Genomic DNA, 25,642 nt, shown 5'->3' on the forward strand with positions numbered 1-25,642 from the left:
ATATGGCCTTTAATAAGAATTTGAGAAGACTTAGAATCAAGAAAAGTATCAGGAGGAAAATCTCCGGTACTGATTCTAGACCTCGTTTGTCTGTATTCAAAAGTAATACTGGAATTTATGCCCAACTTGTGGATGACCTCAAAGGTCATACTCTCGCTCAGGCTTCTTCCAAAGAACTAGGTTCAGTAAAAAATGCAAATATTACCGTTTCCAAAGAAGTAGGTAAAAAACTTGCAGAAAGAGCTGTAGCCAACGGAGTCACTGATGTTGTTTTTGACAGAAGTGGTTACTTATATCATGGTAATGTTAAAGCTCTTGCTGATGGTGCGAGAGAAGGTGGCCTTAAATTTTAATAGATATTATGTCTCAGGTAAAAAGAAAACCAATTAGGGCAACAGATACTGAATTAAAGGAGAAAGTTGTTGCTATCAACCGAGTTGCTAAAGTAGTAAAGGGTGGTAGGAGATTTTCGTTCTCTGCTATAGTTGTTGTAGGTGATGGTGCTGGTGTTGTAGGTTATGGATTAGGTAAAGCTAATGAAGTAACTGACGCGATAACTAAAGGCATTGAAGATGCCAAGAAAAATCTTGTAAGAGTCCCAGTTTTGAAAGGTACTATCCCTCATGATCAGTTAGGTAAGTTTGGAGGAGGCTTTGTACTTATCAAACCTGCAGCGGCTGGTACAGGTGTAATTGCCGGTGGAGCGATGAGAGCAGTTTTGGAAAGTGCAGGTGTAACCGATGTATTGGCCAAATCTAAAGGCTCTTCCAATCCACACAACGTGGTGAAAGCTACGATTGATGCCTTGGTACAATTAAGAGATGCTATTGCTGTTTCCCAGCAAAGAGGAGTTAAAATGTCAAAAGTCTTTAACGGTTAATCAAGATGGGGAAAATTAAAATAACTCAGGTAAAAAGTACCATAAAAAGACCAAAAGATCAAAAAGCTACAATTGTTGCCCTAGGTCTTGGTAAAATTAACAAGGCGGTGGAGATTGAAAACAATCCTGCAATAGCCGGTATGGTAAGAAAAGTTAGTCACCTTGTTAAAGTAGAGGAAGCTTAATTATGAAACTACATACATTAAAACCTGCAGAAGGTTCGGTTAAATCAAGCAAAAGAATTGGTAGAGGAACTGGTTCGGGAAGAGGCGGGACTTCTACTAGGGGTCATAAAGGTGCGAAATCCAGATCAGGTTATAAGTCCAAACTCGGATTTGAAGGTGGACAGATGCCTTTACAGAGAAGGGTTCCTAAGTTTGGTTTTAAGAGCCTCAATACCACAGTTCATAAGCCTATCAACCTAGACGCTTTGCAAACTTTAGCAAGTGAGTTTAATTTAGATACCATTTCATTCGATACTTTGGTCGAACATGGCTTAGTTTCTAAAAAAGATGTTGTAAAAGTGTTGGGTAGAGGCGAACTTACAGCCAAATTAAATGTAAGTGCACACTTATTCTCTGCTTCTGCTGTAGAAGCTATTGAAAAAGTAGGCGGAACAGTAAACAAGCTTTAAATAAATGAAAAAGTTTATCTCAACAGTTAAGAATATCTTTTCTATTGAAGATCTTAGGATCCGTATATTAAATACAATAGGTTTTCTTGTTGTTTTTAGATTAGGTTCCTTTATAGTATTGCCAGGCGTAGATCCTTCTAAGCTTGGTGATGCCCCTGAAGGTATTTTTGGTTTGATAGATACATTCCTAGGTGGAGCATTCAGCAATGCCTCCATATTTGGTCTTGGTATCATGCCATATATCTCCGCTTCAATTGTGCTACAGTTATTGACTGTTGGAGTTCCGTATTTCCAAAAACTTCAAAAAGAGGGAGAATCCGGTAGAAAGAGAATCAATCAGTTCACTAGGGTTCTTACAATATTGATTACCATTGCTCAAGGTGTGGGTTATATTACTGCCACCATTCTCCCAACAGGAGCAGTTATGGTAGGCACTACCCTCTTTATGTTTAGTTCTCTTGTGCTTCTTACTGCCGGTACGATGTTTTGTATGTGGCTAGGTGAGAAAATTACAGAGAAAGGGATCGGAAATGGTATTTCAATGCTGATTATGATCGGCATCATTTCTAGATTTCCGGGTGCCATTATTGCTGAAGTACTCTCTAAGGGAACCTCCGGAATGTTACTGTTACTAATTGAAGCTGCAGTACTATTCTTTGTGGTTCTCGGGGTTGTAGCAATGACTGAGGCGACTAGGAGAATACCTGTGCAGTATGCAAAACAGGTTGTCGGTGGTAAAGTTTATGGCGGTCAAAGACAGTATATTCCTATTAAGGTAAATGCATCAGGTGTAATGCCGATTATCTTTGCGCAATCATTGATGTTTTTACCTGCTCTAATTGCTCAAATATGGTCTTCTGAGAGTGACATCGCCAATTATATTGGAAGTACATTCAGTGATTTCACATCCTGGCAGTATAACTTGGTTTTTGCTACAATGATCATTCTTTTCACGTTCTTCTACACTGCCATTACGGTTAATCCTGAGCAGATTGCTGAAGACTTGAAAAGGAATGGGGGATTTGTACCGGGAATCAAACCTGGTGCTCCAACTTCAGACTTCATTGACAATATCATATCAAGAATAACGCTCCCGGGTTCCATCTTACTTTCTTTGATTGCAATCTTACCTGCCTTTGCAATCATTGCAGGCGTAGGAGGAGAGTTCGCCCAGTTCTATGGAGGGACTTCTCTATTGATCATGGTCGGTGTAATCATGGACACTTTGAGACAAATTGAAAGTTATTTGTTGATGAGGCACTACGAGGGAATGATGAAGAGTGGAAACATGAAAAATAACCCTACTAATTACGCTGCCGCAGTATGATTCATTACAAAACTTCCGAGGAAGTTCAAATAATCAAACAAGGTGCTCAAATTTTAGGAAAGGCTCACGGAGAAGTGGCCAAACATATTAAAGAAGGGGTAAAGACCTCTTTTCTTGACAAAATAGCAGAGGAGTACATTCGCGATAACAACGGTGTCCCTTCCTTTAAAGGCTACAATGGTTTTCCATCGTCCCTTTGTATTTCAGTAAATGAAGTCGTGGTTCATGGTTTTCCAAATAGTTATATTTTGAAAGATGGCGATATAATCTCAGTAGATTGTGGAGTCTTTCACCAAGGTTTTCATAGCGATAGCGCTTATACTTACCCTGTCGGTGAAGTTTCTCCCCAAGTATTGTCATTGCTCAAAGCAACAAAGGATTCTCTTTATTTAGGTATTGAAAAAGCCGTATTTGGTAACCGAATTGGTGATATAGGTTTTACAATTCAAAAGTTTGTAGAAGCCAAAGGTTATACAGTTGTCAGAGAATTGGTTGGTCATGGGATAGGAAAAAATCTCCATGAATCACCTGAAGTTCCAAACTACGGGAAGAGAGGGAGTGGTCCTCTTCTTAAGTCGGGTATGGTTTTAGCAATTGAACCAATGGTAAATTTGGGTACGAGAAATATTGTTCAAGAAAGAGATGGTTGGACTATCAGAACAGCAGATAGGAAGCAGTCTGCGCATTACGAGCATACTGTAGCGATATTTGAGGATAGAACCGAAATTTTGACTACGCATCATTATATAGAAGAAAATTTCAAATTCTAAGTATGGCTAAACAGACATCGATAGAGCAAGATGGTACAATAGTAGAGGCATTGTCTAACGCAATGTTTAAGGTTGAGCTTGAAAATGGGCATCAATTGATTGCGCATATTTCAGGTAAAATGAGAATGAATTATATCAAGATACTTCCGGGTGACAAAGTTAAGTTAGAACTTTCTCCGTATGATCTTTCAAAAGGTAGAATCGTTTACAGATACAAATAAAATGTCATGAAAGTAAAGGCATCAATCAAAAAAAGAAGCGTTGATTGTAAGGTTATCAGGAGAAATGGAAAACTTTACGTTATCAACAAGAAGAATCCTAAGTTTAAACAAAGACAAGGTTAATCATTATGGCAAGAATTGCAGGTGTTGACATACCAGACAACAAGCGCGGTGAGATCGGCTTGACCTACATCTTCGGAATCGGTAGGAGTTCAGCGAGATCAATCCTGAACAAAGCGGGAATTTCTTTCGATAAGAAAGCAGGTGAGTGGGATGATGATGAATCTACCGCTATCAGAACTATCATAGCCGAGGAATTCAGAACCGAAGGTGCACTGAAGTCTGAGATCCAATTGAATATTAAGAGATTGATGGATATTGGATGTTATAGAGGTTTGAGACATAGAAAGGGTCTTCCTGTCCGTGGTCAAAAAACCAAAAATAACGCTAGAACAAGAAAAGGTAAGAGAAAGACTGTTGCTAACAAGAAAAAGGCAACTAAATAAATCTTGAATTAGATTATGGCTCAGAAAAGAAACGATAAAGCTAAAGGTAAAAAAAGAGTAGTTAAAGTAGAGGCTGTTGGGCAAGTCCACATTAAAGCTTCATTTAACAATATCATCATCTCTATTACCAATAATTCTGGTCAAGTGATCTCTTGGGCTTCTGCCGGTAAAATGGGATTCAGAGGCTCCAAAAAGAACACTCCTTATGCTGCACAAATGGCCGCTCAAAACTGCGGACAAGTGGCTTATGACTTGGGATTGAGAAAAATTGAGGTTTTTGTAAAAGGACCTGGCGCAGGACGTGAGTCTGCTATCAGAACATTACAAAATGTAGGACTTGACGTAACCACCATCGTGGATGTGACCCCACTTCCGCATAATGGATGTCGCCCTCCAAAACGTAGAAGAGTATAATTTCTTAAAGAAGATATATAATGGCAAGATATACAGGTCCAAAGGCAAAAATCGCCAGAAGATTCGGAGAGGCTATCGAAGGATACAGCAAAGCTCTTCAAAAGAAAAATTACCCTCCCGGAATGCACGGAAGAGGTAGAAGGAAAAAACAGTCTGAATATGCTATTCAGCTTGCTGAGAAGCAGAAGGCAAAATACATCTATGGTGTATTAGAAAGACAGTTTGCTAAAATGTTTGATATTGCATCTAGAAAACAAGGGATTACAGGTGAAAACCTTCTTCAGTTGCTGGAATCAAGATTGGACAATACAGTTTATAGATTAGGTATTTCCCCTACAAGAAGAGGCGCAAGGCAACTTGTATCCCACAAACATATTCTCGTAAACGGTGAACTAGTCAATATTCCATCTTATACCTTGAAGCCTGGTGATGTTGTTTCTGTAAGAGAGAGATCAAAATCTCTTGAGGCAATCACCAATAGCCTTGCAGGTAAAAGTACTCGTTATTCATGGTTAGAGTGGGATAACACCTCTTTAGCAGGTAAGTTTGTATCGATTCCAAGTAGAGATGATATTCCTGAGAATATCAAGGAACAGTTGATCGTCGAACTTTACTCTAAATAATTACTTTCAGACTTAAACAGAACTATTGATATGTCCATATTAGCATTTCAAATGCCCGAGAAAGTGGTAATGGAAAAAGCCGATGATTTTCACGGTCTATTCACCTTTAAGCCTCTTGAAAAGGGCTACGGGGTCACCATCGGTAATGCCTTGAGGAGAATACTTTTATCCTCATTGGAAGGTTATGCGATCACTTCTGTGAAGCTTCCTGGGGTAGTACATGAGTTTTCTACAATCGAGGGCGTTGTTGAAGATGTGACTGATATCATTCTGAACCTCAAACAAGTTAGATTTAAAAAAGTCCATGATTCAATTGATGGAAAAATAACAGTTGAGGTTAAAAATCAGCCTGTTTTCACTGCCGGAGATATCGCCAAATTCACTTCTTCATTTGAAGTTTTGAATCCTGAGTTGATAATCTGCCATCTTGACGACACCAAAAGTTTTGAAATTGAACTGACAGTAGAAAAAGGCAGGGGATATCTTCCTGCCGAAGAATCCAAACCAAAAGAGCAGATTTTTGGTGTAATTCCAATCGATGCCATTTTCACTCCTATTAAAAATGTGAAATACAGCGTGGAGAATACTAGGGTTGAACAAAAGACTGACTTTGAAAAGTTAATCTTGGAGGTTACAACAGATGGTTCTATTCACCCTGAGAAAGCGTTGCAGGAATCAGCCAAAATTTTGATCCAGCATTTCATGTTGTTTTCAGACCAGACCATGGTATTGGATTCTACAGGAGTGTCTGAACCTGAACCAATCGACGAAGAATTCTTGCACATGAGAAAACTACTTAAGACTCCATTGAGTGATTTGGATCTTTCCGTAAGGGCTTTCAACTGTCTTAAGGCAGCAGATGTGAGAACGCTTGGAGACCTTGCCAAATTGGAAATTTCAGATATGATGAAATTTAGAAATTTCGGTAAAAAATCCCTAGCTGAATTGGAGCAATTGATTCAGGAAAAAAGCCTGACCTTTGGAATGGATTTGTCTAAGTATAAACTTGATGAAGAATAATTTAAAATGAGACACGGTAAGAAATTCAACCACCTTGGCAGGACAGCCAGTCATAGGAAAGCAATGCTTTCTAACATGGCAACTTCCCTGATTCTTCATAAGCGTATTTCTACGACGCTTGCCAAGGCAAAGGAGCTAAGAAAATATGTAGAGCCTCTGATTACCAGAGCCAAAGAAGATACAACTCACAATAGAAGGATAGTATTCTCTTACCTTCAAAACAAAGAAGGAATCAAAGCCTTGTTTGGCGATGTGGTTGAGAAAGTCGGAACAAGAACAGGTGGTTACACTAGAATCATCAAAACAAACTTCAGGCTTGGTGATAATGCAGAAATGTGTATCATCGAATTGGTAGATTTCAATGAATTGATGTTGAAAGACGCCCAGCCAGCTAAAAAGACTACAAGAAGAAGCAGAAGAAGTGCTCCTAAAGCTACTGATTCCGCAGATGCTCCTGCTGCAAAAGCTGAAGAAAATAAAGAAGAAAACACTGGTGAGTAATTCATGTCAGTTGATTCTAAATATAAAGGGATTGGACTTTGGTTCAATCCCTTTTTTTATTTCCGAATCAAATTACCAAGGCTAATACTCCAAAAATTCTTAACTTTGGCAAGTCCAAAAAATAACGATGAATAAACAAAAAGCAACCCTTTTATTGGCTGACGGTACCATCTTCCACGGTACTTTGATTGGAAGCCACGGTACTAACGGTGGAGAAATTTGTTTTAATACTGGTATGACTGGATACCAAGAAATCTACACTGACCCCTCCTACACAGGGCAAATTGTTGTCACTACAACTTCTCATATTGGGAATTATGGTGTCATCGACTCTGAGGTTGAATCAGACCATCCGACCATTGCAGGTATTGTGGTGAACAGTTTCTCTGAAGTATACAGCAGACTTGATGCAAGTGGTTCTCTTCAGGATTATTTGGTCAGATACGGTATTACAGGAATTGCCGATATTGATACCAGAAAGCTTGTAAGACATCTCCGCTCCAAAGGAGCCATGAATGCCATCATCAGCTCCGAATTTGGAAATGATTTAGCAGGTTTAAAGGCAGAATTGAACAAAATCCCTGACATGAACGGACTGGAACTTTCCTCACAAGTGTCTACTGAGCTTCCTTATTTCTTTGGAGATGAATCTTCTGCTATCAAAGTAGCATGCCTTGATTTTGGGATTAAACGAAATATATTGAGAAATCTAGCTGACCGTGGGGTTTATTGTAAAATTTTCCCTGCAAAGACCACTTTGGCAGAAATGGAATCATGGAATCCTGACGGTTATTTTCTCTCAAATGGCCCGGGTGACCCTGCAGTTATGGAATATGCAGTGAATACGACTAAAGAAATTTTGGCTACAAATAAACCGCTTTTTGGTATTTGTCTTGGGCATCAAATTCTGGCTGAAGCATGTGGTATTTCTACCTATAAGATGCACCATGGTCACCGGGGGCTAAACCACCCTATCAAAAACCTCAAGACCGGGAAAAGCGAAATAACATCACAAAATCATGGGTTTGTTGTCAATAGAGAAGATGTTGAGAAAAGTAACATCGTTGAAATGACTCATGTCCATCTTAATGATAATACTGTAGCAGGGATAAAACTTATTAACAGTCCTGCTTTTTCAGTACAATACCATCCTGAGTCCTCTCCAGGACCACATGACTCAAGGTATTTGTTTGATGATTTTATCTCCTTAATTAATAAAAATTAAAACTCTTAAACCTTAAACATTATGACATTGATTCAATCGATTCATGCAAGACAAATTTTAGATTCCAGGGGCAACCCAACAGTTGAAGTGGATGTTTATACCGAAAATGGTGCTTTTGGAAGAGCCGCTGTTCCGAGTGGTGCATCTACCGGAATTAGCGAGGCCGTTGAGCTCCGTGATGGAGATAAAACAAAATATCTTGGAAAAGGAGTTTTAAAGGCTGTTTCCAATGTGAATGATATCATTGCACCTGAGCTGGTCGGAATGGATGTTTTCGAACAAAACCTAATTGATGAAATCATGATTGGTCTTGATGGAACTCCAAACAAAGGTAAACTAGGCGCTAATGCAATCCTTGGTGTGTCTTTGGCAGTTGCCAAAGCAGCAGCCATGGAGTCCGGTCAACCACTTTACAGATACGTCGGTGGGGTTAATGCCAATACGCTGCCTGTCCCAATGTTAAACATCATCAATGGGGGTTCACACTCTGATGCACCTATTGCTTTTCAAGAATTCATGGTAAGGCCTGTTGGTGCTTCAAGTTTTTCTGAAGCGATCAGGATGGGTGCTGAAATTTTTCATCACTTGAAAAAAATCCTTCATGATAAAGGACTCAGCACAGCGGTAGGAGATGAAGGCGGTTTTGCTCCCAATTTTTCAGGAGGTACTGAAGAGGCCTTAGCCTGTGTTTTGGACGCAATCAAAAATGCCGGCTACAAAGCGGGTGATGATGTCACCATAGCCCTTGATTGTGCTGCAACAGAATTTTACAAAGACGGAAAATACGACTATACCAAATTTGAAGGTCCAAACGGAAAAATCAGATCTAGAGAGGAGCAAGTTGAATATTTGGCTGAATTGACCCAAAAGTATCCAATCGATTCTATAGAAGATGGTTTCGCTGAGGATGATTGGGAAGGTTGGGCGATGCTTACCGCCAAAATTGGAGACAAAGTTCAATTGGTCGGTGATGATGTTTTCGTAACCAATGTCAAATTTCTGGAAAGAGGGATCAAGGAAAAATCAGCTAACTCCATCTTGGTGAAGGTTAACCAAATCGGAACTTTGACAGAAACCTTGAAAGCTGTTGCGATGGCCCATAAAGCAGGATTTACAGCTGTAATGTCTCATAGATCGGGTGAAACTGAAGATTCGACAATTGCTGACTTAGCAGTAGCGACCAACTGCGGACAGATCAAAACCGGTTCTGCATCCAGATCCGATAGAATGGCCAAATACAACCAATTGCTAAGAATTGAAGAGCAATTGGGTGAATCAGCTATTTTTTCCGGAAAAAGAAAATGATTGATTTTTAAAAATGAACATTAAAAAAGCAGCTGAAAAGCTGCTTTTTTGTTTTATCTAAATTTCTGCCGGATGAAAGAAAGTCATTCTACCCAATCAGATTCCCTTCATCGTCCCAAACAGCCACCGTAGCTCTTTCTTCAGGTTTTAAGTAAAGCGGGATGTATTTTTCCTCATAGGCAAATCCATGCTTTTTCATAACTTCTTCAGGAACTCCATCCCACACATTTGGTCTGTTTCCTACATAACCCAAATAGTTGAACCCAATTTCTGAAGTGAAATAACCTGTAGAGGTAAGGTTTCTGAGCATGTTGAAAAACTTAACACCGCCTTCCATTTCAGGTTTGGCTTTCTCCGGCCAAGCGATCATTTCAATGATTTCCATTCTTTCGGATTCAGAAAGTTCCAGGAATTTTTTACCATAATTGTCATCGCTGTAGTGATCAAGCCACATGAGTCCTCCCCGCATCGGTGTTTGATAAGCAGTATAATCTTTCATCATAAATTCAATGAAATCAGGAACACCTGCATCAGTTGCACTTCCTGAATCCTCACCCGCGGGCATGATTATATTCACCAAGACATCCAGTTTTTTTCTTTCTTCTTCGGTAAAGAATGTTTCGGAAAGTAGTTTTTGGTCTCTGATGTTTTCTGCTTCGATCCTCCCACCCATCGTCCCGCCTGAGATTTTTGGGCTCATATCAGCTGCTTTATCCTCTGGCTTGCAATTAGTCAAAAGGAATCCGGATGCCAATGACCCGGCAAAAAGGAGTTTGAGATTGTCTCTTCTGTTCATAGCTCCTGAATTATATATTTTTCTTTTTCAATTCACTGATGATAAAATCTGAAGTTCTCCAAGACAAGGCCAAAATCGTCCAAGTTGGATTCTTATCGGCTTGAGATACAAATGGCCCTGCATCTACCACAAAAAGGTTTTTGCAGTCATGGGCTTGGCTGTTACTGTTCAAAACAGAAGTGGCAGGATTATTTCCCATTCTTGTGGTCCCCACTTCATGGATAATCCTTCCTGGCGTAGCTAGTCCATACATGGTATCCGCCCCTGGTTTTTGGCCCAATAAGACAGCCCCGGAATTAGTGAGGATTTCCTCAAAAGTATCTTGCATGTGTTTTGCCTGCTTGATTTCTTGGTCTGACCATTTATAGTGGAACCTGAGTACAGGAATACCAAACTTGTCGACCACATTCGGATCGATTTCACAATAATTGGTTTCTCTAGGTATACTTTCGCCTCTTCCTGACATACCTACCATAGAGCCATAAGACCTACGGATATCTTTTTTCAATCCTTCACCATATCCGCCGTTTGGACTCGGATTACCAAATTCATCCTTCAGATATTTTCTCATGGTATCCATAGAAAAACCTATACCATAAGACGGCATTGACATTCCTCCCCAATATTCGATGTGATAGCCACGGGCAAAGTCAAGTTTTTTGTTGTCAAGCCACCAAGGTGTATAGACGTGCATACCACCGACTCCATCTTCGTTGTACCTTTCTCTATCAATAAGATCGGGGAGAATTCCCATTCTGTCTGCACCTGTCGAGTCATGTAGGTATTTTCCTACCACCCCACTACTGTTGCCAATCCCATTTGGATGAGTTTTTGATTTGGAGTTGAGCATAATCCTCGATGATTCGCATGCGGATGCTCCTAGAACGACCACTCTTGATTTGAGCTTATATTCTTTCATATCTACTTTGCTGATGTAGGATACGCCTGTAGCTTTTCCAGACTCATCGGTAGTGACAGTCCTCACCATGGCATTGGTGTATAATTCAACTTTACCTTTTTTCATGGCAGGCTTGATCAAAACCGTTCCTGAAGAAAAATCTGCATATGCCTGACAGGCCCTGTTGCATTGGTTACAAAAGAAGCAAACTCCCCTTTCATTGTTGATCGGACGGGTAAGCATGGAAAGCCTTCCCGGAATTACCGGCATATTGGCTTTTTTGGCTCCTCTCATTATAAACATTTCGTGTAATCTCGGCTTTGGAGGAGGAAGGAAAAAGCCGTCAGGTTCATTATACATGCCTTCTTTAGAACCAAATACCCCAATGAGTTTGTCTACTTTGTCATAGTAGGGCTTGACATCATCATAGCCAATCGGCCAATCATCCCCCATTCCATCTATACTGCTCCTTTTGAAATCATTGGGTCCAAAACGTAGAGAAATCCTGCCCCAATGGTTGGTCCTACCACCGAGCATTCTCGACCTAAACCAATCAAATTGTGTTCCTTTCACGTTGGTATAGGGCTCACCTTCAATATCCCAACCGCCAATAGCCTGGTCAAAATCTCCAAAGGGTCTGATCCTTGTTCCACTTCCTCTTCGAGGTGATTCCCAAGGTGGTCTCAATTGCGTCCTATCTTCCTCTTTTGCAGGATCAAAATCGCCTCCTGCTTCCAAAACAGCCACTGATAGTCCTGCCTCAGAAAGGATTTTGGAAGCCATACCGCCACCTGCACCGGACCCTACGATAATCACATCATAGGCTTCTCCGGATGATTTGATTTCAAAACTCATGTTTTATAAAATTTTTATGTTTGTTTTACAAGTTAAATAAAAAAATCTAAAATTTACAAACAGTTTATTTGTGTAATTTCAGAAACTTGTACTTCCAAAATTAGAAATTTTGAGTATCTCACATTGGATAATGGGAGAGATTTGACATTTTAATTTTTGACAAGGTTAAGATGGTCAAGACAAGAGGCAATAGACTCAAATTTTAACGTTTGCTTACCAAGGCTTAAATAAAAGTATGTTTGTTTTCCTTCAGTTTTTATTGAAATGGACTTTCCTTCAGGATTGATTTTATTTTTTCTCAAAGCGAGCTTCACCCACTTCACCATATATTCAGGACCATCTATGTGGGGATATTGAAATTCTTCCGAATCCTGCACTTTGCCATCAGATTTGTCAAAATAGAGTCGATCATTGGGAAGTAAGAGATCAATTTTTCCTTGAAGAATCAGGTCTTCCGGACTTCCACAAACCAAAGGTAAGCCGCATTGCATCAGCCAAAATTCATCTGCTGTATCAATGGCAATATCAAGATCATGGGTTACCACGAGCACGGCTTTATTTTTATTCCTAGCGATATCCCGCAGGAGGTGCATGATCTCAAACCTGTTGATGAGGTCTAAATGTGCCGTCGGTTCGTCCAAAATCAAAATTTCACAATCCTGGGCCAAAGCCCTTGCGATCATGACTTTCTGCAATTGCCCGTCGCTGAGTTCACTCATGGGCCTGTTCTCTATGTAATTGATATGCGTTGATTGGATAGCCACATCAATTTTTTGCTGATCTGCTACAGATAAATTCCCCAACCAACCTGTGTGTGGGATTCTTCCCAAAGATACAACTTGCTTCACGGTAAGGTTTGCACTGTTGATTTTTTCGGTGAGAACTACAGCGATTTTTTTGGATAAATCCTTAATTGAAATGGAATTGGTAGGTTTTTTATCCAAATAGACCTGATATTTTAAAGCAGGAATCTGTCCCAAGATTGTCTTGATCAAGGTGGACTTACCAACACCATTTGGGCCAAGCAGACAGGTGAGTTTTCCTTTTTCTAAAGAAAAGGAAATATGCGCTGCAATCACATTGGATCTGCTGCCTTTTTGATAACCTAATGAAAGATTGGTTGCCTGCAATATGGAATTTTGAATTGACAAGGTTAATTATGTTAGTTACGTTTTTTTAAATCTCAAGTCTCCCATCTACTTAAAACTCCTTACTGAAATTCCTCCTCAGAATCAGCCAGATGACCATAGGAGCACCTACCAAAGAAGTGACTGCATTGATTGGTAAAGTCTGTGCGCTGCCGGGTAATTGACTGATCGTATCGCAAGCCAATAGCACTGCGGCACCGATCAAAGCAGAAGCAGGAAAAAGAACCCGGTGATCACCTGTTTTGAAAACAAGCCTCGCCATATGTGGAACAGCAATGCCTATAAAGGCGATAGGTCCACAGAAGGCAGTCACTGACCCCGCCAAAATCCCGGTGCTGACTATCATCGCCCAACGCAGCCGGTGAACATTGACTCCCATACTTTCCGCATAAGCCTCCCCTAGCAGCATGGCGTTGAAGGATTTGAGATTGACCAAAAGCGGAACCAAACCAAGCAAAACAGCAACAAGAAATGCTATTAACTGATCAGGTTGGGTACCTCCAAGACTTCCCATAGACCAAATGGTAAACATCTTCAGTTGGTCAGCCCCCGAAAAGTACGACAATACTGAAATCAAAGCTGAAACTGCCGAGCCAAACATCAAGCCCACGATCAGCAATGTCATGCTGTCTTTTACTTTCCACGCTGTGAGACTCATCAGCAAAAGAACCAGAACAGATCCTAAAGTGGCAGAAAACACAACAGCCCATATCCCCAACCCACCTGAATACATGGACCAACCAAAAGCCGATCCTGCCATAATCAACAACGCTACCCCCAACCCTGCTCCGGAACTGATCCCCAACACATAAGGACCTGCCAGAGGATTTCTGAAAAATGTCTGCATTTGAAGCCCACTCAATGAAAGCCCGATTCCGGCCAAAATGGCGGTAAAGGCTTTGGGAATTCGGTATCCGATCACAATTGTCTCCCAAGAGCTTTTTGAAAATTCTCCCCCGATAAATCTCCCGGCCACTTCCTGAATAGGAATCAAAACGGATCCACTAGCCAGATTGACTGCGAAAAGCAGTAAGCATACCAACATGCCTGTAAGAAAAAGAAAGTACGTGTGTTTATTTTTCATCCAGTTTGGTGTAAAAATATAGGGAATATTCCGGCAAAAGGTCCGGGTGTAGGATTTTGATCAAATCTTTAAGGATCAAATCAGGCCTTAAATATCCAAGCTCAAAGTATTCCAACCCACCGGTTGGCCCCTTTTTTTGTGTGTAAGTATAGACATTACCCTGTTTGAACGCTTCGAAATGGGTATATCTCGGGTCTGCATTTTCCATTTCTTCCAATGTTTTGAAATCAGCCGCTCCCAACCAAAAGTCTGCTTGATAAGCATTTTCCAAAACATACTCAAAACTCAACTCTGCACTTCCTGTTCCCTTTTGGTCTTCAAAAAGGTAATTACCTCCAGCCACCTCCAGCAGTCTTGCTCCCCAAGAATCCGCACCCGGAACATACCAGATATCCTTATACATGACTCCTGCCATTACCTTTGGTTTGTTTTCCGGCAACTCCCTTATCAAATCCGATGCTTGATTGTAATCGGATTCGATTTGAGAAAATACAGTTTTGGCTTCTTCGAATTTTCCCAACAATACTCCCGTAAATTTGATCCATTCTGCTCTTCCCAAGGGATGATTCTCAACATATTCCCCGTTTAGTATGGTAGAAATCTTAGCTGATTTGAGAATTTCAAGGTTCTTGAGGTCTTCTCCCAAAGTAGAAATCATCACCCAATCAGGATCGAGTTCGATGATCTTCTCGATATTGGCCTGCGCACCGGAACCTAGATCCGTAACTTTGCCGGCATCAATCCATTTCCTTGTCTGTGGAGAGGAAATCAAATCCAGGTTAGGAAATCCAATCAAAACTTCCGAGATCTCCAGATAATCCAGATGGGGAACATGTGTCGTAGATGTCAGCACCGCCTTCGATATTGGCAGTGAGATAACGGCATCAAACTCGGTCTCATCCAATTTCAAATCTGGCATTTCTTTGACCAAATAATGAAAAGTTGGATGCGCGTCAGGAAATGCCTGTCGCACCTCAACCACTTTAAAGCCTTTACCTTGAAAAACAGCAAAGCCCGTTGCATATGAATTTGGGATTTCGACCAAGTCAAGTTCTTCGATTTCTTTTGGAGATTGACAGGAAAGCAGGATTATAAAAATGGGAAAGATCCACAGGGGAATGGAAGAAAAAGAGTGAAGTAGGGGAATTTTCATCTTGTTAGTGTCAACAAATGTTTCCCAAATATAACACCCAAAGCCAAAGTCTATTTTCTATTGTGGATTTTGAACAAAAAATAAAATCAATATGTGCAATGTTGCACGACGGGCTTAACGAGGCTTTATTGGATGCGGATACTTGTCCACTGACGACGGTCCGCTATCCACTGAGCCTGCTAATCGTTCCCCATCCATTAATTGTTTGGCTAAGTGCAACAAGGCGGATACATATAAAAAATATTCTACCAGATAGCCAGTCAAAAAATTTCTTTGGCTATGTTTGTGACAGAATTATGGTTCCCGAACCTGCATCAGGCTCTCGGGATGAAAAGGGAATTCGGTGAAATACCGAAGCTGTCCCCGCAACTGTAACCCCATCCCGATCAACTCGGGATAGCGATTTGCCCACCTCCATTGCCATTGTGCGCTGCGGCGTGCGAGAAGGCCGGTAAATTCAGGGAAGCCAGGAGACCTGCCATTTTTCATCATATTCAAAGCTTTCGGGTGAAAGGTTGAGTTAAAAGACAGTTGGTTTATCACAAAAATGATTTGGATGAAAGGGGCTATCATTGATGGATTCCTTATGTAGGATTTTGAATTTTTTATTCAGAATTATTCATTCTTGATTGTTTGCTTAAACCATTCAGGCTTTCTTCTCAATCATTTTCCACAAAAGGCTTTGTATTAAATAGGTGTTGATCTTCATTTAATTCAAAATATTTTGATATTCTTGGTGGTTTTTATGTTTCAAGCAATTCTGAATCAGGAGCTTAATCCTGTAAAGGAAAGTAAGATTTCTCTTGAAACAGAAATGACAAGTCAAGACACGATTGCTTTATCTTCCGTGGAGGTTTTTTCTCCTTCTCTCGACAAATATACTTTTGGAAGTACCATTAAATACATTTCCGAAAAAGACCTTGAAATCTTCCAAGGATTGCCTTTGTCGGATTTTCTACAACAAAGAACCGGATTGTTTCTTCGTCAATATGGATCAGGAATGCTTTCCTCCCTTACCATGCGTGGGACATCTGCAGGACACAATGCTGTCTTTTGGAATGGACTTCCTATCAACAGCCCCTCGCTTGGCCAGTCGGATTTTTCGATTTTGCCGGTAGGAGGCTTTGACCATGCTGCCATCTACTTTGGAAGTGGGGGAGCGCTTTATGGCACGGATGCCATCGGTGGGGCTGTCCATTTGATCAATAAACTTAATTTTGACGAAGGTCATCAGGTCAAGATTGCTTCGGTATTTGGGAGTTTTGGGAGATGGAACCAACAAGTAGAATATTCCTTTTCGGGAAAAAAACTATCCACAAGAACAAGAATCTACCGTAATTTTTCTGAAAATGATTTCCTTTTTCGAAACATTACCAAAATGGGTACTCCGATAGAAAGACAAAATCAAGTCCGACTAGAACAGGTAGGAGTAATGCAGGACTTGGCATGGAGTGTCAACCCCAAAAATCTCATTAGCACGTCTATATGGTGGAATGAAACCAATCGGGAAATTCAACCAATTATGGGTTCAAATACCAATGATTTTCAATCAGACCGAAACCTGAGGTGGGTTTTGGATTATTTTCTTTTTGGGAAAAATAAAATCTGGAATGTAAAAAGTGGCTTGGTCAGGGATGATCAGACTTTCAATGGATCATTCAATCAGACCATCCAGTATTTTCTATCAGGGGACATGGATTGGGAGATCAATAGCTTGTGGAATTCTAAATCCGGTATCAGAATAACAGAAATCCAAGGTAATTTGAGTACTTATCAAGCAAAAGAATCCCGTATAGAATTATATCAATCCACCAATTTTCGTCCTTCAGAAAGATTGAGTTTTTCTGTCAATCTCAGGCAACTGGTTTTTGAGGGAAACCTGGCCCCATTTACACCAAGTATCGGAGGGGAATGGGAAGTATGGAGAAATGACTCTCACCAAATACATTTCACTTCCAATTTGGCTAGAAGCTTCAAAGTTCCGACATTGAATGACCGTTTTTGGATTCCGGGTGGCAATCCCGAATTGCAATCTGAAAAAAGCTGGAGTGGGGAATCAAGCCTAAATTACCTTTTCAAAAAAGGGGATTTTGAACTTTCCCAAAAAATTACGGTATACAGAATGAAGGTGGACAATTGGATTATTTGGCTTCCCAAAGGAAATGTATGGAGCCCAGAAAATATCCGCGAAGTTCATAATTCCGGGTTGGAATATGGATTGGGAGCAAACCAAAAAGCCGGAGAATGGGATCTCAATATGAATGTTAATTATGCCAAAACCCGAGCCATCAATCAGACGGTTATTTCGAAAAATGACCGGAGCAAAGGAAATCAACTTCCCTTTACCCCTTTGCATAAATTCCAGTCAATAATTATGGTTGGGAAAGGGACATTCAGTACATTTCTGAATTACCAGAGGGTAGGAGAGCGGTTTTCGGGAACTGATGGATCGGGGAGATTAGAACCATACCAGCTTTGGGACGTGGGGGGCAATTACAATTGGTCAATCCGGAATCTGGATGTAAACCTTGGATTTCAAATCAACAACTTATTCAATACCGACTATATGGTAATGCCATTGCGTGCTATGCCTGGAAGAAATTATCAACTCAATTTAAATGTAAAATTATGAAGAATTTACGCTTACTTCTGCCCCTTTTCTGGCTTACTTTTTTTGTTGCTTCCTGTAGTAATGATACTACAGACCCTATAGATGTCCCTGCAGGGGAATTTGAAAAGGGTGTTTTGATCATGAATGAAGGAGCTTTTGGTGTCAACGATGGGGAGGTTTTTCATTATGATCCATCTACAGGAGTGATCAAAAAAGATATTTTTCGAGCAAAGAACTTCAGGCCCTTTGGGGGATTAATTCAGGATATGGTGGAAGCAGAGGGGAGAATTTACCTTGTTGCCAATACCGGAAAGGTGGAAATTGTAGCTCCAAATGACTTCGATCTTCTTGGAGGAATAAGTTTAGGATTAAATATCTCTAGGTCTTTGGTTGCCGTTAACCAAAAGCTATTCATCAGCGATTGGGGTCCATATGACGCCGATTTCAACAATCCTGATTCTTTTGTCGCCATAGTAAATAGCCTCAATGGGGGAGAAATCGCTAAAAAGATAGCTGTTTCCAGCCGTCCTGAGGGAATGATTGCGGCAGGAAATTTCATTTATGTAGCTTGCACGGCAGCCAAGAAATATGATGTCATCTCTGTTTCTTCGGAAACGGTGGCAGCTAGTATCGCTGTAGAGGGAAATCCAACGGAGTTTTTGGAAATAGAAGGGAGGTTATTTCTTTATGCCCAAGATGATAACCATGCGATTTTTCACGAAATCAATCCTGGAAATTATGCCCTTGTGAGAACAGTTAAAATCCCTTTGGCCAACTCCACACCAATAATTGCATTGGGAGAAGGAAGTGAGGTTCTGATAGTCACTTCTACAGGTTGGCCGGATTACAATGATGCTGTGGCAAAAGTTTCGGTAAATTCCGGGCAGGTGATCAATCCTTCTTTCTATGTAGGCAATGGCATTTATGGTTTGGGATTCAAAATCGAAGGGAAGGAAATCTATGTGGCGGAACACAATGGATTCCAAGGAAATGGATCTGTGTTTATTCTGAGTGCAGCCGGTCTGCTTGTCAAAACCTTGGAAGTTGGGAAAGCCCCATCAGGATTTATATTTAAGTGATTCTAGAGAATTGTGTTTGGGGTTTGAAGAAAACCTCAGGCACATTTTTGAGAGCATTTTTTCAAACTAATCCTGATGCTCATTCTTTGTCTATAGGAAGTCGGGAGGAGTAAAATTCTTTCCCTATTCTGAGGATGTGATCTGTTAAATTTTCGTTTTCAATTTTATGAAATATCGAAATATCTATCTTATAAGGAAGCATAAGATCATCTAATTCGTTTTCAATTTTCAATAATTCTGACAAGGTTAATTTATCCCCAAAAAGTGTCAAGTCGATATCTGAACCCGTTCTGAAATTGCCTTTTGCCCTGCTGCCATAAATCAAGGTTCTTTCAATATTCGGGTGATTCTCGAATACAGAATTAATCGAATGAATTGTGGTTTTATTTAGGCCAAACTTTTCCATGGACTCATTTTTCCTTTATGCTTTTCATTTTTTGCTCGAAATCGAGAAATAACTCAAAGTACCAATTTTTGATCTTATTAGCTATATCGGAAGCTGTTTCTTGATTATAGGTATGTGAAGTTTTGTTTCGGCTTTTAAGCATTTCCATCCATCCTTCTCCATCAGTCACCAAACCAACTTTAAATGCCTCTCTTGTGGCATCGCGTGAACCTGTGATTTGGCTATTTCCTTGATAGTAAAAGTAATCCTTCATCACATTCCACGCCAATTCATGGGTAAATTCGAATGTTTGAATCAGCCCCTGTTCTTCCAAATCTGACAAACTCCTTTCTTTTGAAAGTCTTACAGCGCTTTCTAGCTGTTTCAAAGCTTTGGAAAAGTTTTCAAATCTTTGTTCCCACCTGATATCTGGTTCCATCTGATTTTCTTTTGGCTAATTTAATCAGAAATGACAAAATTCACCATTTACTTTTAAAAGTACAGGTTTTTAAACGAATGCTATAATGGATTTTTGCCGCTTTGGCCTATTTAGCCCCCGCAAGCAAATATAATACCGCCATCCTGATTGCGACTCCATTTTCAACTTGCTGAAGGATGATAGAATGTTCGCCATCTGCAGCGTCCGAATTCAGTTCCACTCCTCTGTTGATAGGACCCGGATGCATGACTACGATTTTTTTGTCTAAGCGGTCAAGCATCTTTTTATTAATCCCAAAGTAAAGTGAATATTCTCTTAATGAAGGGAAGTACTTGATCTGCTGTCGCTCCAATTGAATGCGGAGGACGTTTGCCACATCGCACCATTCAAGCGCTTTTTGGACATCATGTTCCACTTTTACGCCAAGACTGTCGATGTGTTTTGGAAGTAGGGTAATCGGTCCGCAGACCATGACTTCGGCTCCGAGTTTTTGAAGGCAGAAAATATTGGAAAGTGCTACCCTAGAGTGGAGGATATCCCCAATGATGGCAACTTTTTTTCCAGCCACATCTCCAAGTTTTTCTCTTATCGAAAAAGCATCCAAAAGTGCTTGGGTAGGATGTTCATGTGTGCCATCTCCCGCGTTGACCACATTTGCCTGTATATTTTTGGAAAGAAAGTGCGGGGCACCCGGACTTGCATGTCTCATCACGACCATGTCCACTTTCATCGAAAGGATATTGTTAACAGTATCAATGAGAGTTTCCCCTTTTTTGACAGAACTGTTGGAGGAAGAAAAATTGATCATATCGGCTGACAACCTTTTTTCGGCTAGTTCAAAGGATAATCTGGTACGGGTGGAATTTTCAAAAAATACATTGGCAATGGTGATGTCTCTCAGGGAGGGTACTTTTTTGATCGGTCTATTAAGTACATCTTTGAAATTGTCCGCAGTCTCAAAAATAAGTTGGATATCATCTGCGGTGATGTCTTTGATGCCTAATAAGTGTCTGGTGCTGAGTTGTGACATGTGCTGTTTATGCTTTTTCTATTATCCAAATGGCATCTTTTTCAAAGCCTTTTTCTGCCCATTCCACTGAGACATACTGGCTTTCAAGGGTATTTACTTTCACACCGCAATAATCAGGCATAATGGGATAATCTCTGGTATATTTTCGGTCGATCAAGATCATCAGTTCCACTTTTTGTGGTCTGCCAAATGCAATCATGGCATCCAATGCCGCCCTGACGGATCTGCCCTTATAAAGAACATCATCTATCAACACGACTTTTTTTCCTTCTATCAAAAAATCAATTTTTGTTTCGTTCGCTTTAAGTGGGAAATCCCTTCTTCTAAAATCATCCCGGTGAAATGTCGCATCAAGATATCCAAATGGCACCTTCACACCTGCAATTTCTTCCAATAACCTAGCGATTTTATCCAAAACAATTGGCCCACGGGGCTGTAAGCCTAAAAGTACGGTGTTTTCAAAAGTATCGTGGTTTTCTATCAACTGATGGCAGAATCGCTTGAGAATGATGGCGATTTGCTGTTGGTCCAGAACAAGTCTTTTTTGCATGGCTTTGCTTTGTGTGCAAATATAAAAAGTTTCAAGGTGTTTGGGTTGAAAAATTTGATTTTTGAAGATTATGATTGTCCGCTTCTTTGCCAATTTCTAAAAATAAAGATTAGAGCCGCGGACAATCAGTCCATAGTCGACAGACCATAGCCACTACAATTGTACTTCACTCCGAGTTTTAATTGGTTAGTGTAAAAGCTTTCACAAGTTGGGGATATTTGAATTCCGAAGGATGGAGACTGCCCACTAAAAACCACTGTCCTCTGAATACTGCGACCGTTCACTGCCAACTATCACTTCCTAAGCTCAGTCCTTTCCCAGGTTTTCTCCCTCCTCAGGTACGTAAAGGTCTCCATCTACCTTGATTTTGGTAAGAAAAAAAACATCTTTGATCTGCTCCCTTTTTTCGTCATTGAGGTACCTGATCTTCTGTTTTCCCATAAGCAAAAAGTAATTGCTGTACCAATGTTTTAGAGAAAGGCTTGCGTTTTGGGTTTCTCTGATTCTTTCTTCTTCGTTGATAAGTTCTATTTCAAAGGTTTTGTTTTGGAATACCACCTCGCCATTTTTTATGTAGCTCATATATATTTTGATGTCATTGACATCTAGATACATAAAATGGAGTTTTTCACCATCAAAACTCACCTCCCCATACTTGCCAGGATTGTATGTGGATGTAAAGAGTAGGTCTAGGGCATTGTCCCAAATCACTTCACCATCGCGGTTCAAATAAAGGAAATAAGAGGATACAAATTCGTATTCACCCTGTTCCTGCCAGGATGTAGAGGTGCCAAACCTCGAACCTGGAAAGCTGTTTCCATACCTTCCAAAGCCATAACCCAACTGATCCATCATCAACCTATTGGCACTATATCGGTAGGCTTCGTTGGCATAAACCCCGTCCCGCTGCATATAGCGTGGGTTTGTGGCCAAAAAGTGATCACTATAAACCAAATAGCCCTGATCAAGTGTGAGGACTTCCCTTGCTGAAAAAACCGGTTTGATAGAAGGTGTCTTTCCTTTGGCAAAGGATTTTTCCAGTTCCTGGAGTTTTTTCTCCTTTTGCTTTTCTTTCATGTAATTAAAGAAATTGGGGAAATTCTCCAAGGTTAGGTATTTAAACTTGTACTCACCAAATTCATTGATATCACCTAGATAGATGCCTTGGTATGCCTCTCTTTTCCTGTTTCCAAAGGTGCCAATAATCGACTGCTGGTAATTTTGTATAGGGGTCATAATGCCTTCGACCAACTCCATGTCTTGATCTTCAAGTTTTTCGATGACCACTTCCCTGATTTTGTTTCCATTTTCGTCAAAAGTCATCAAGGAAATCTGTTTCATTTTGTACTTATCCCGGCGGCTTACCAACAGATCTAGCAAGCCAAGTTCGCTTTCTTTTTTGAGTTGTAGGATTTTGGTGTCTTTGAAATAGATCCCTTGGACTGTAATGACATTGTTTTCCAGGATGTCAAGAATTTGAACTATAGGCCTTAAATCTGCATTTCCCATGAAAATGGCACTTCTGTTGAGCACGAAAAACTCCTGAAGTTCCATTGCATAAATATTTTCGAGCGGGATTTCCTTGGCCACTTCACTTTTCAGGTCTATTTCTATCAGGTATCTTTCTGATGTGGAAACACTGCCTTTTTGCATTAAAATATAGAGGTAATCCCCTTCAAGGTCGTAGCCCACCAGGTCATAGCCATCCTTCACTCTGATTTCTTTGAAGCTATCGGATTTCAGGTTGAAATCAGTCAAAAAGTATTGGAGATTTCCCTTAAAGTTCAATCCTTTTTCGGGCTGCACCCGAAAAGCAATCAATCCCCCAGATCTTGGAATCACAAGAAAATCTTTATCAAAAAAATTACCAGGCACTTCAAACCTATCCACAAACATCACTTGTGGAAAAACTGAAACAACCTGCAGAAGAGCAAAGAGAAAGGTCAGAACAAGTTTTTTCATGAACCAAGATTGATAATATAATCGAATTGTGATTTTTCTACAGGCATGGTCGATAATCGGGATTGTTTCAGCAGGGGAAGGGTGGACAACATACCATCGGATTTGATCCGCTCTAATGTTACGGGATTTTTCAGTTTTTGATCGGATTTTATTCTGATAGCTACCCATCCTTTGTCTTCTCCGTCCTCCAGATCAGGGAAAGCCTCCTCAGTCACCCTTGCAACCCCGACAATCTCCTTTTTTTTACCGCTATGGTAAAATAAAACCAAATCACCGGCTCTCATTTCCTTCATATAATTGCGCGCTTGGTAGTTGCGGATTCCATCCCAAATATCTTCTCCTTGGGATACAAGCTCTTCCCATCCATATTCACTCGGTTCTGATTTGACTAGCCAGTAATTCATATTTAGGTAAAGGTTTGATTGGCTTAAGTTAAGGTTTAAGATTTTATTTTGAAACAATAATTGATGACATTTGTCTATCTCAGGAACAAACATTTTCAAAATTTTGGACCAAAAATCAATCCTTCGCCTTCTCAAGCGCAGCATCCAATTGATGGAACTGCATGATGAAAACTCTTTTAAGATCAGAAATTACCAATTGGCGCTCAACAACATTGACAGGAATGACATCTCAGTCTCAGATAAGTCTGTGGAGCAATTACAGGCAGATGCAGGTATGGGCAAAAGCATTGCTGAGTATGTTTTTTCCCTTGCGACCACCGGAATGCATCCCTATTTGGAGGAGCTTTTGGCAAAAACACCTTCGGGAATTTTGGAAATTTTGGAGATCAAAGGACTTGGTCCAAAGAAAGTGAAAGCACTTTGGGAAGACCTGAACATCACCTCTACCCACGAATTGCTTGAGGCCTGTCAATCCGGTCAGGTGGCAAAGGCAAAAGGATTTGGAGAAAAAACACAAGAAAGCATCCTTGCTTCACTTCAGTTTAGGGAGGCCAATCAAGGGAAATGGCTTTATGCCGACATAGAAGGGATAATGGCTGACTTTGGCACAAAAATCAAAGCACTTTCCGGAGTTAATGGAGTTGTGACAGTGGGGGAATTTGCACGGAAAGCAGAAATAATTGAAAGGGTAGAATGGCTTGTCGCCACCGAAGACCATGCTGATACGGTTGTTATGCTTTCCAGTCTCGATAATCTGGATTATGATAAAAAATCCTCCAGTCCTTTTAAATGGACGGGAAAAATGACCGAGCCTGAAATCAACCTGATCATTCATTTTGCAAGGCCATCGAACTTTGTGGAAGAAAAAATCGTGAGGACAGGTACCAAATCCCACTTGTTGTACCCCATAGAGGGAGAAAAAACAATGATAGAAGTGCTTCGGGAAAATACCCCGATTGCTTCTGAGTCAGTGTTTTTCGAAAAAGCAGGATTGCCATGGATTCCCGAAGAATTGCGGGAAGGTTATCTGGAATTCGATCTGGCCAAGGCCGGGAAAATTCCCCAATTGCTTGAAGATAAAGACCTGAAAGGGATTTTGCACAACCACTCTACTTACAGCGACGGCAAGCACACGTTGCGGCAGATGGCCGAATATTGTAAGGAATTGGGCTATGAATACTTGGGTATCTCTGACCACAGCCGCACGGCTTTCTATGCCGGAGGTTTGGAAATCGAAAAAGTGCAGAAGCAACACCTAGAGATCGATCAGTTGAACAAGGAGTTGGCGCCCTTCCGGATCTTCAAAGGAATTGAGAGTGATATCCTCACAGATGGCAGCCTGGATTATCCCAAGGAAGTATTGGCAAGCTTTGACTTTATCGTTTCCTCCATCCACTCCAACCTAGGTATGGACAGAAAAAAAGCCACAGCAAGATTGCTCAATGCAATTATGAATCCTTACACCACCATTTTGGGACATCCTACTGGAAGGTTACTGCTTCGAAGAGAAGGCTATCCCATCGACCACAAAGCAATCATTGATGCCTGTGCAATCCACAATGTGGTGATTGAAATCAATGCCAATCCCTGGAGATTGGACTTGGATTGGAGATGGGTGAATTATGCCATGGACAAAGGCGTGAAGCTCTCCATCAACCCCGATGCCCACGAAATGGAAGGCTATGCGGATATGAAGTATGGTGTGATCGCGGGGAGAAAAGGAGGATTGACCAAAGACATGACCTTCAATGCCATGTCAGCCGATGAAATCGGGAAATATTTTCAGGATAGAAAAAGTAAAATCAAATAAAAGATAAGAAGG

Annotated in this window: 29 protein-coding genes and 1 riboswitch; of the genes, 18 read left to right on the forward strand and 11 right to left on the reverse strand. The window is 40.6% G+C overall.

From position 1 onward, the window contains the following. Positions 1–2 precede the first annotated feature (2 nt). The 15 genes from rplR (at position 3) to eno (ending at position 9,426) form a co-directional block, all read left to right on the forward strand. On the forward strand, positions 3–353 hold the full coding sequence (gene rplR, locus MMU07_RS16675; RefSeq protein ID WP_241127445.1) for a 50S ribosomal protein L18: 351 nt from the start codon (positions 3–5) through the stop codon (positions 351–353). 8 nt (positions 354–361) lie between these two features. Next, positions 362–880 (forward strand): 30S ribosomal protein S5, encoded by a 519-nt coding sequence (rpsE, locus tag MMU07_RS16680; RefSeq protein ID WP_241127447.1) that lies wholly within the window; start codon positions 362–364, stop codon positions 878–880. A gap of 5 nt (positions 881–885) precedes the next feature. Next, complete coding sequence (gene rpmD / locus MMU07_RS16685; RefSeq protein ID WP_241127449.1) at positions 886–1,065, forward strand: 50S ribosomal protein L30; 180 nt, start codon at positions 886–888, stop codon at positions 1,063–1,065. Between the two features lie 2 nt (positions 1,066–1,067). Then, positions 1,068–1,514, forward strand: coding sequence for a 50S ribosomal protein L15 (rplO, locus tag MMU07_RS16690; protein ID WP_241127451.1), 447 nt, complete (start codon positions 1,068–1,070; stop codon positions 1,512–1,514). Positions 1,515–1,518: 4 nt separating this feature from the next. Further along, positions 1,519–2,841: a preprotein translocase subunit SecY gene (gene secY / locus MMU07_RS16695; protein WP_241127453.1), complete on the forward strand. Its 1,323-nt coding sequence runs from the start codon at positions 1,519–1,521 to the stop codon at positions 2,839–2,841. Next, a complete protein-coding gene (map, locus tag MMU07_RS16700; protein WP_241127455.1) occupies positions 2,838–3,611 on the forward strand; it encodes a type I methionyl aminopeptidase in 774 nt (257 codons plus the stop codon). Before secY ends, map begins: the two co-directional genes overlap by 4 nt. 2 nt (positions 3,612–3,613) lie before the next feature. After that, positions 3,614–3,832 carry a translation initiation factor IF-1 gene (infA, locus tag MMU07_RS16705; RefSeq protein WP_009034195.1) on the forward strand — a complete coding sequence of 73 codons (219 nt, stop codon included), beginning with the start codon at positions 3,614–3,616 and terminating at the stop codon, positions 3,830–3,832. A gap of 6 nt (positions 3,833–3,838) precedes the next feature. Next, positions 3,839–3,955, forward strand: a complete 117-nt coding sequence (gene rpmJ, locus MMU07_RS16710) for a 50S ribosomal protein L36 (RefSeq protein ID WP_014772314.1) — start codon at positions 3,839–3,841, stop codon at positions 3,953–3,955. A gap of 5 nt (positions 3,956–3,960) precedes the next feature. Then, positions 3,961–4,338, forward strand: a complete 378-nt coding sequence (gene rpsM, locus MMU07_RS16715) for a 30S ribosomal protein S13 (protein WP_241127457.1) — start codon at positions 3,961–3,963, stop codon at positions 4,336–4,338. A 15-nt stretch (positions 4,339–4,353) separates the two neighbouring features. Continuing rightward, a complete protein-coding gene (gene rpsK, locus MMU07_RS16720) occupies positions 4,354–4,752 on the forward strand; it encodes a 30S ribosomal protein S11 (RefSeq protein ID WP_084118500.1) in 399 nt (132 codons plus the stop codon). Between the two features lie 20 nt (positions 4,753–4,772). Then, a complete protein-coding gene (gene rpsD, locus MMU07_RS16725; RefSeq protein WP_241127459.1) occupies positions 4,773–5,375 on the forward strand; it encodes a 30S ribosomal protein S4 in 603 nt (200 codons plus the stop codon). Positions 5,376–5,405: 30 nt separating this feature from the next. Beyond that, on the forward strand, positions 5,406–6,395 hold the full coding sequence (locus MMU07_RS16730; RefSeq protein ID WP_241127461.1) for a DNA-directed RNA polymerase subunit alpha: 990 nt from the start codon (positions 5,406–5,408) through the stop codon (positions 6,393–6,395). Between the two features lie 6 nt (positions 6,396–6,401). After that, a complete protein-coding gene (rplQ, locus tag MMU07_RS16735) occupies positions 6,402–6,896 on the forward strand; it encodes a 50S ribosomal protein L17 (protein WP_241127463.1) in 495 nt (164 codons plus the stop codon). A 127-nt stretch (positions 6,897–7,023) separates the two neighbouring features. Then, positions 7,024–8,121: a glutamine-hydrolyzing carbamoyl-phosphate synthase small subunit gene (carA, locus tag MMU07_RS16740; protein WP_241127466.1), complete on the forward strand. Its 1,098-nt coding sequence runs from the start codon at positions 7,024–7,026 to the stop codon at positions 8,119–8,121. A 21-nt stretch (positions 8,122–8,142) separates the two neighbouring features. Next, positions 8,143–9,426 carry a phosphopyruvate hydratase gene (gene eno / locus MMU07_RS16745; RefSeq protein ID WP_241127474.1) on the forward strand — a complete coding sequence of 428 codons (1,284 nt, stop codon included), beginning with the start codon at positions 8,143–8,145 and terminating at the stop codon, positions 9,424–9,426. An 88-nt stretch (positions 9,427–9,514) separates the two neighbouring features. Here the strand turns inward: eno and MMU07_RS16750 are convergent, their stop codons facing one another. The 5 genes from MMU07_RS16750 to MMU07_RS16770 form a co-directional block, all read right to left on the reverse strand. Then, positions 9,515–10,222 carry a gluconate 2-dehydrogenase subunit 3 family protein gene (locus MMU07_RS16750; RefSeq protein WP_241127476.1) on the reverse strand — a complete coding sequence of 236 codons (708 nt, stop codon included), beginning with the start codon at positions 10,220–10,222 and terminating at the stop codon, positions 9,515–9,517. Positions 10,223–10,232: 10 nt separating this feature from the next. Next, entirely contained in the window at positions 10,233–11,975 is a 1,743-nt protein-coding gene (locus MMU07_RS16755) for a GMC oxidoreductase (protein ID WP_241127478.1), read from the reverse strand. Positions 11,976–12,124: 149 nt separating this feature from the next. Continuing rightward, a complete protein-coding gene (locus tag MMU07_RS16760) occupies positions 12,125–13,126 on the reverse strand; it encodes an ABC transporter ATP-binding protein (protein WP_241127481.1) in 1,002 nt (333 codons plus the stop codon). Positions 13,127–13,175: 49 nt separating this feature from the next. Continuing rightward, on the reverse strand, positions 13,176–14,207 hold the full coding sequence (locus tag MMU07_RS16765; protein WP_241127483.1) for an iron ABC transporter permease: 1,032 nt from the start codon (positions 14,205–14,207) through the stop codon (positions 13,176–13,178). After that, the gene (locus tag MMU07_RS16770) at positions 14,197–15,360 is read right to left on the reverse strand and encodes an ABC transporter substrate-binding protein (protein WP_241127485.1); all 1,164 of its coding nucleotides are present in this window, start codon (positions 15,358–15,360) and stop codon (positions 14,197–14,199) included. Before MMU07_RS16770 ends, MMU07_RS16765 begins: the two co-directional genes overlap by 11 nt. 280 nt (positions 15,361–15,640) lie before the next feature. Beyond that, a riboswitch (cobalamin riboswitch) is annotated at positions 15,641–15,857 on the forward strand. Positions 15,858–16,105: 248 nt separating this feature from the next. On the opposite strand from MMU07_RS16770, the gene MMU07_RS16775 reads away from it, so the two are divergent. Next, positions 16,106–17,992 carry a TonB-dependent receptor gene (locus tag MMU07_RS16775; protein ID WP_241127488.1) on the forward strand — a complete coding sequence of 629 codons (1,887 nt, stop codon included), beginning with the start codon at positions 16,106–16,108 and terminating at the stop codon, positions 17,990–17,992. Continuing rightward, entirely contained in the window at positions 17,989–19,050 is a 1,062-nt protein-coding gene (locus tag MMU07_RS16780) for a YncE family protein (protein ID WP_241127490.1), read from the forward strand. The genes MMU07_RS16775 and MMU07_RS16780 overlap by 4 nt, the downstream gene beginning before the upstream one ends. 79 nt (positions 19,051–19,129) lie before the next feature. Here MMU07_RS16780 and MMU07_RS16785 read toward each other — a convergent pair whose 3' ends face one another. The 6 genes from MMU07_RS16785 to MMU07_RS16810 form a co-directional block, all read right to left on the reverse strand. Beyond that, positions 19,130–19,456 carry a nucleotidyltransferase domain-containing protein gene (locus tag MMU07_RS16785; RefSeq protein WP_241127492.1) on the reverse strand — a complete coding sequence of 109 codons (327 nt, stop codon included), beginning with the start codon at positions 19,454–19,456 and terminating at the stop codon, positions 19,130–19,132. 4 nt (positions 19,457–19,460) lie between these two features. Then, positions 19,461–19,874: a nucleotidyltransferase substrate binding protein gene (locus MMU07_RS16790; protein ID WP_241127493.1), complete on the reverse strand. Its 414-nt coding sequence runs from the start codon at positions 19,872–19,874 to the stop codon at positions 19,461–19,463. Positions 19,875–19,980: 106 nt separating this feature from the next. Then, complete coding sequence (locus MMU07_RS16795) at positions 19,981–20,904, reverse strand: aspartate carbamoyltransferase catalytic subunit (protein ID WP_241127495.1); 924 nt, start codon at positions 20,902–20,904, stop codon at positions 19,981–19,983. Positions 20,905–20,911: 7 nt separating this feature from the next. Then, positions 20,912–21,454 carry a bifunctional pyr operon transcriptional regulator/uracil phosphoribosyltransferase PyrR gene (gene pyrR / locus MMU07_RS16800; protein WP_241127497.1) on the reverse strand — a complete coding sequence of 181 codons (543 nt, stop codon included), beginning with the start codon at positions 21,452–21,454 and terminating at the stop codon, positions 20,912–20,914. A 306-nt stretch (positions 21,455–21,760) separates the two neighbouring features. After that, on the reverse strand, positions 21,761–23,416 hold the full coding sequence (locus MMU07_RS16805; RefSeq protein ID WP_241127499.1) for a transcriptional regulator: 1,656 nt from the start codon (positions 23,414–23,416) through the stop codon (positions 21,761–21,763). After that, positions 23,413–23,820 carry an EVE domain-containing protein gene (locus MMU07_RS16810; RefSeq protein WP_241127501.1) on the reverse strand — a complete coding sequence of 136 codons (408 nt, stop codon included), beginning with the start codon at positions 23,818–23,820 and terminating at the stop codon, positions 23,413–23,415. Before MMU07_RS16810 ends, MMU07_RS16805 begins: the two co-directional genes overlap by 4 nt. 151 nt (positions 23,821–23,971) lie before the next feature. Between MMU07_RS16810 and MMU07_RS16815 the strand changes: the two genes are divergently transcribed. Continuing rightward, entirely contained in the window at positions 23,972–25,630 is a 1,659-nt protein-coding gene (locus MMU07_RS16815; RefSeq protein ID WP_241127523.1) for a DNA polymerase/3'-5' exonuclease PolX, read from the forward strand. Positions 25,631–25,642: the final 12 nt, after the last annotated feature.

It is taken from the genome of Cognataquiflexum nitidum (genome assembly GCF_022538055.1).
GTDB lineage: Bacteria > Bacteroidota > Bacteroidia > Cytophagales > Cyclobacteriaceae > Cognataquiflexum > Cognataquiflexum nitidum.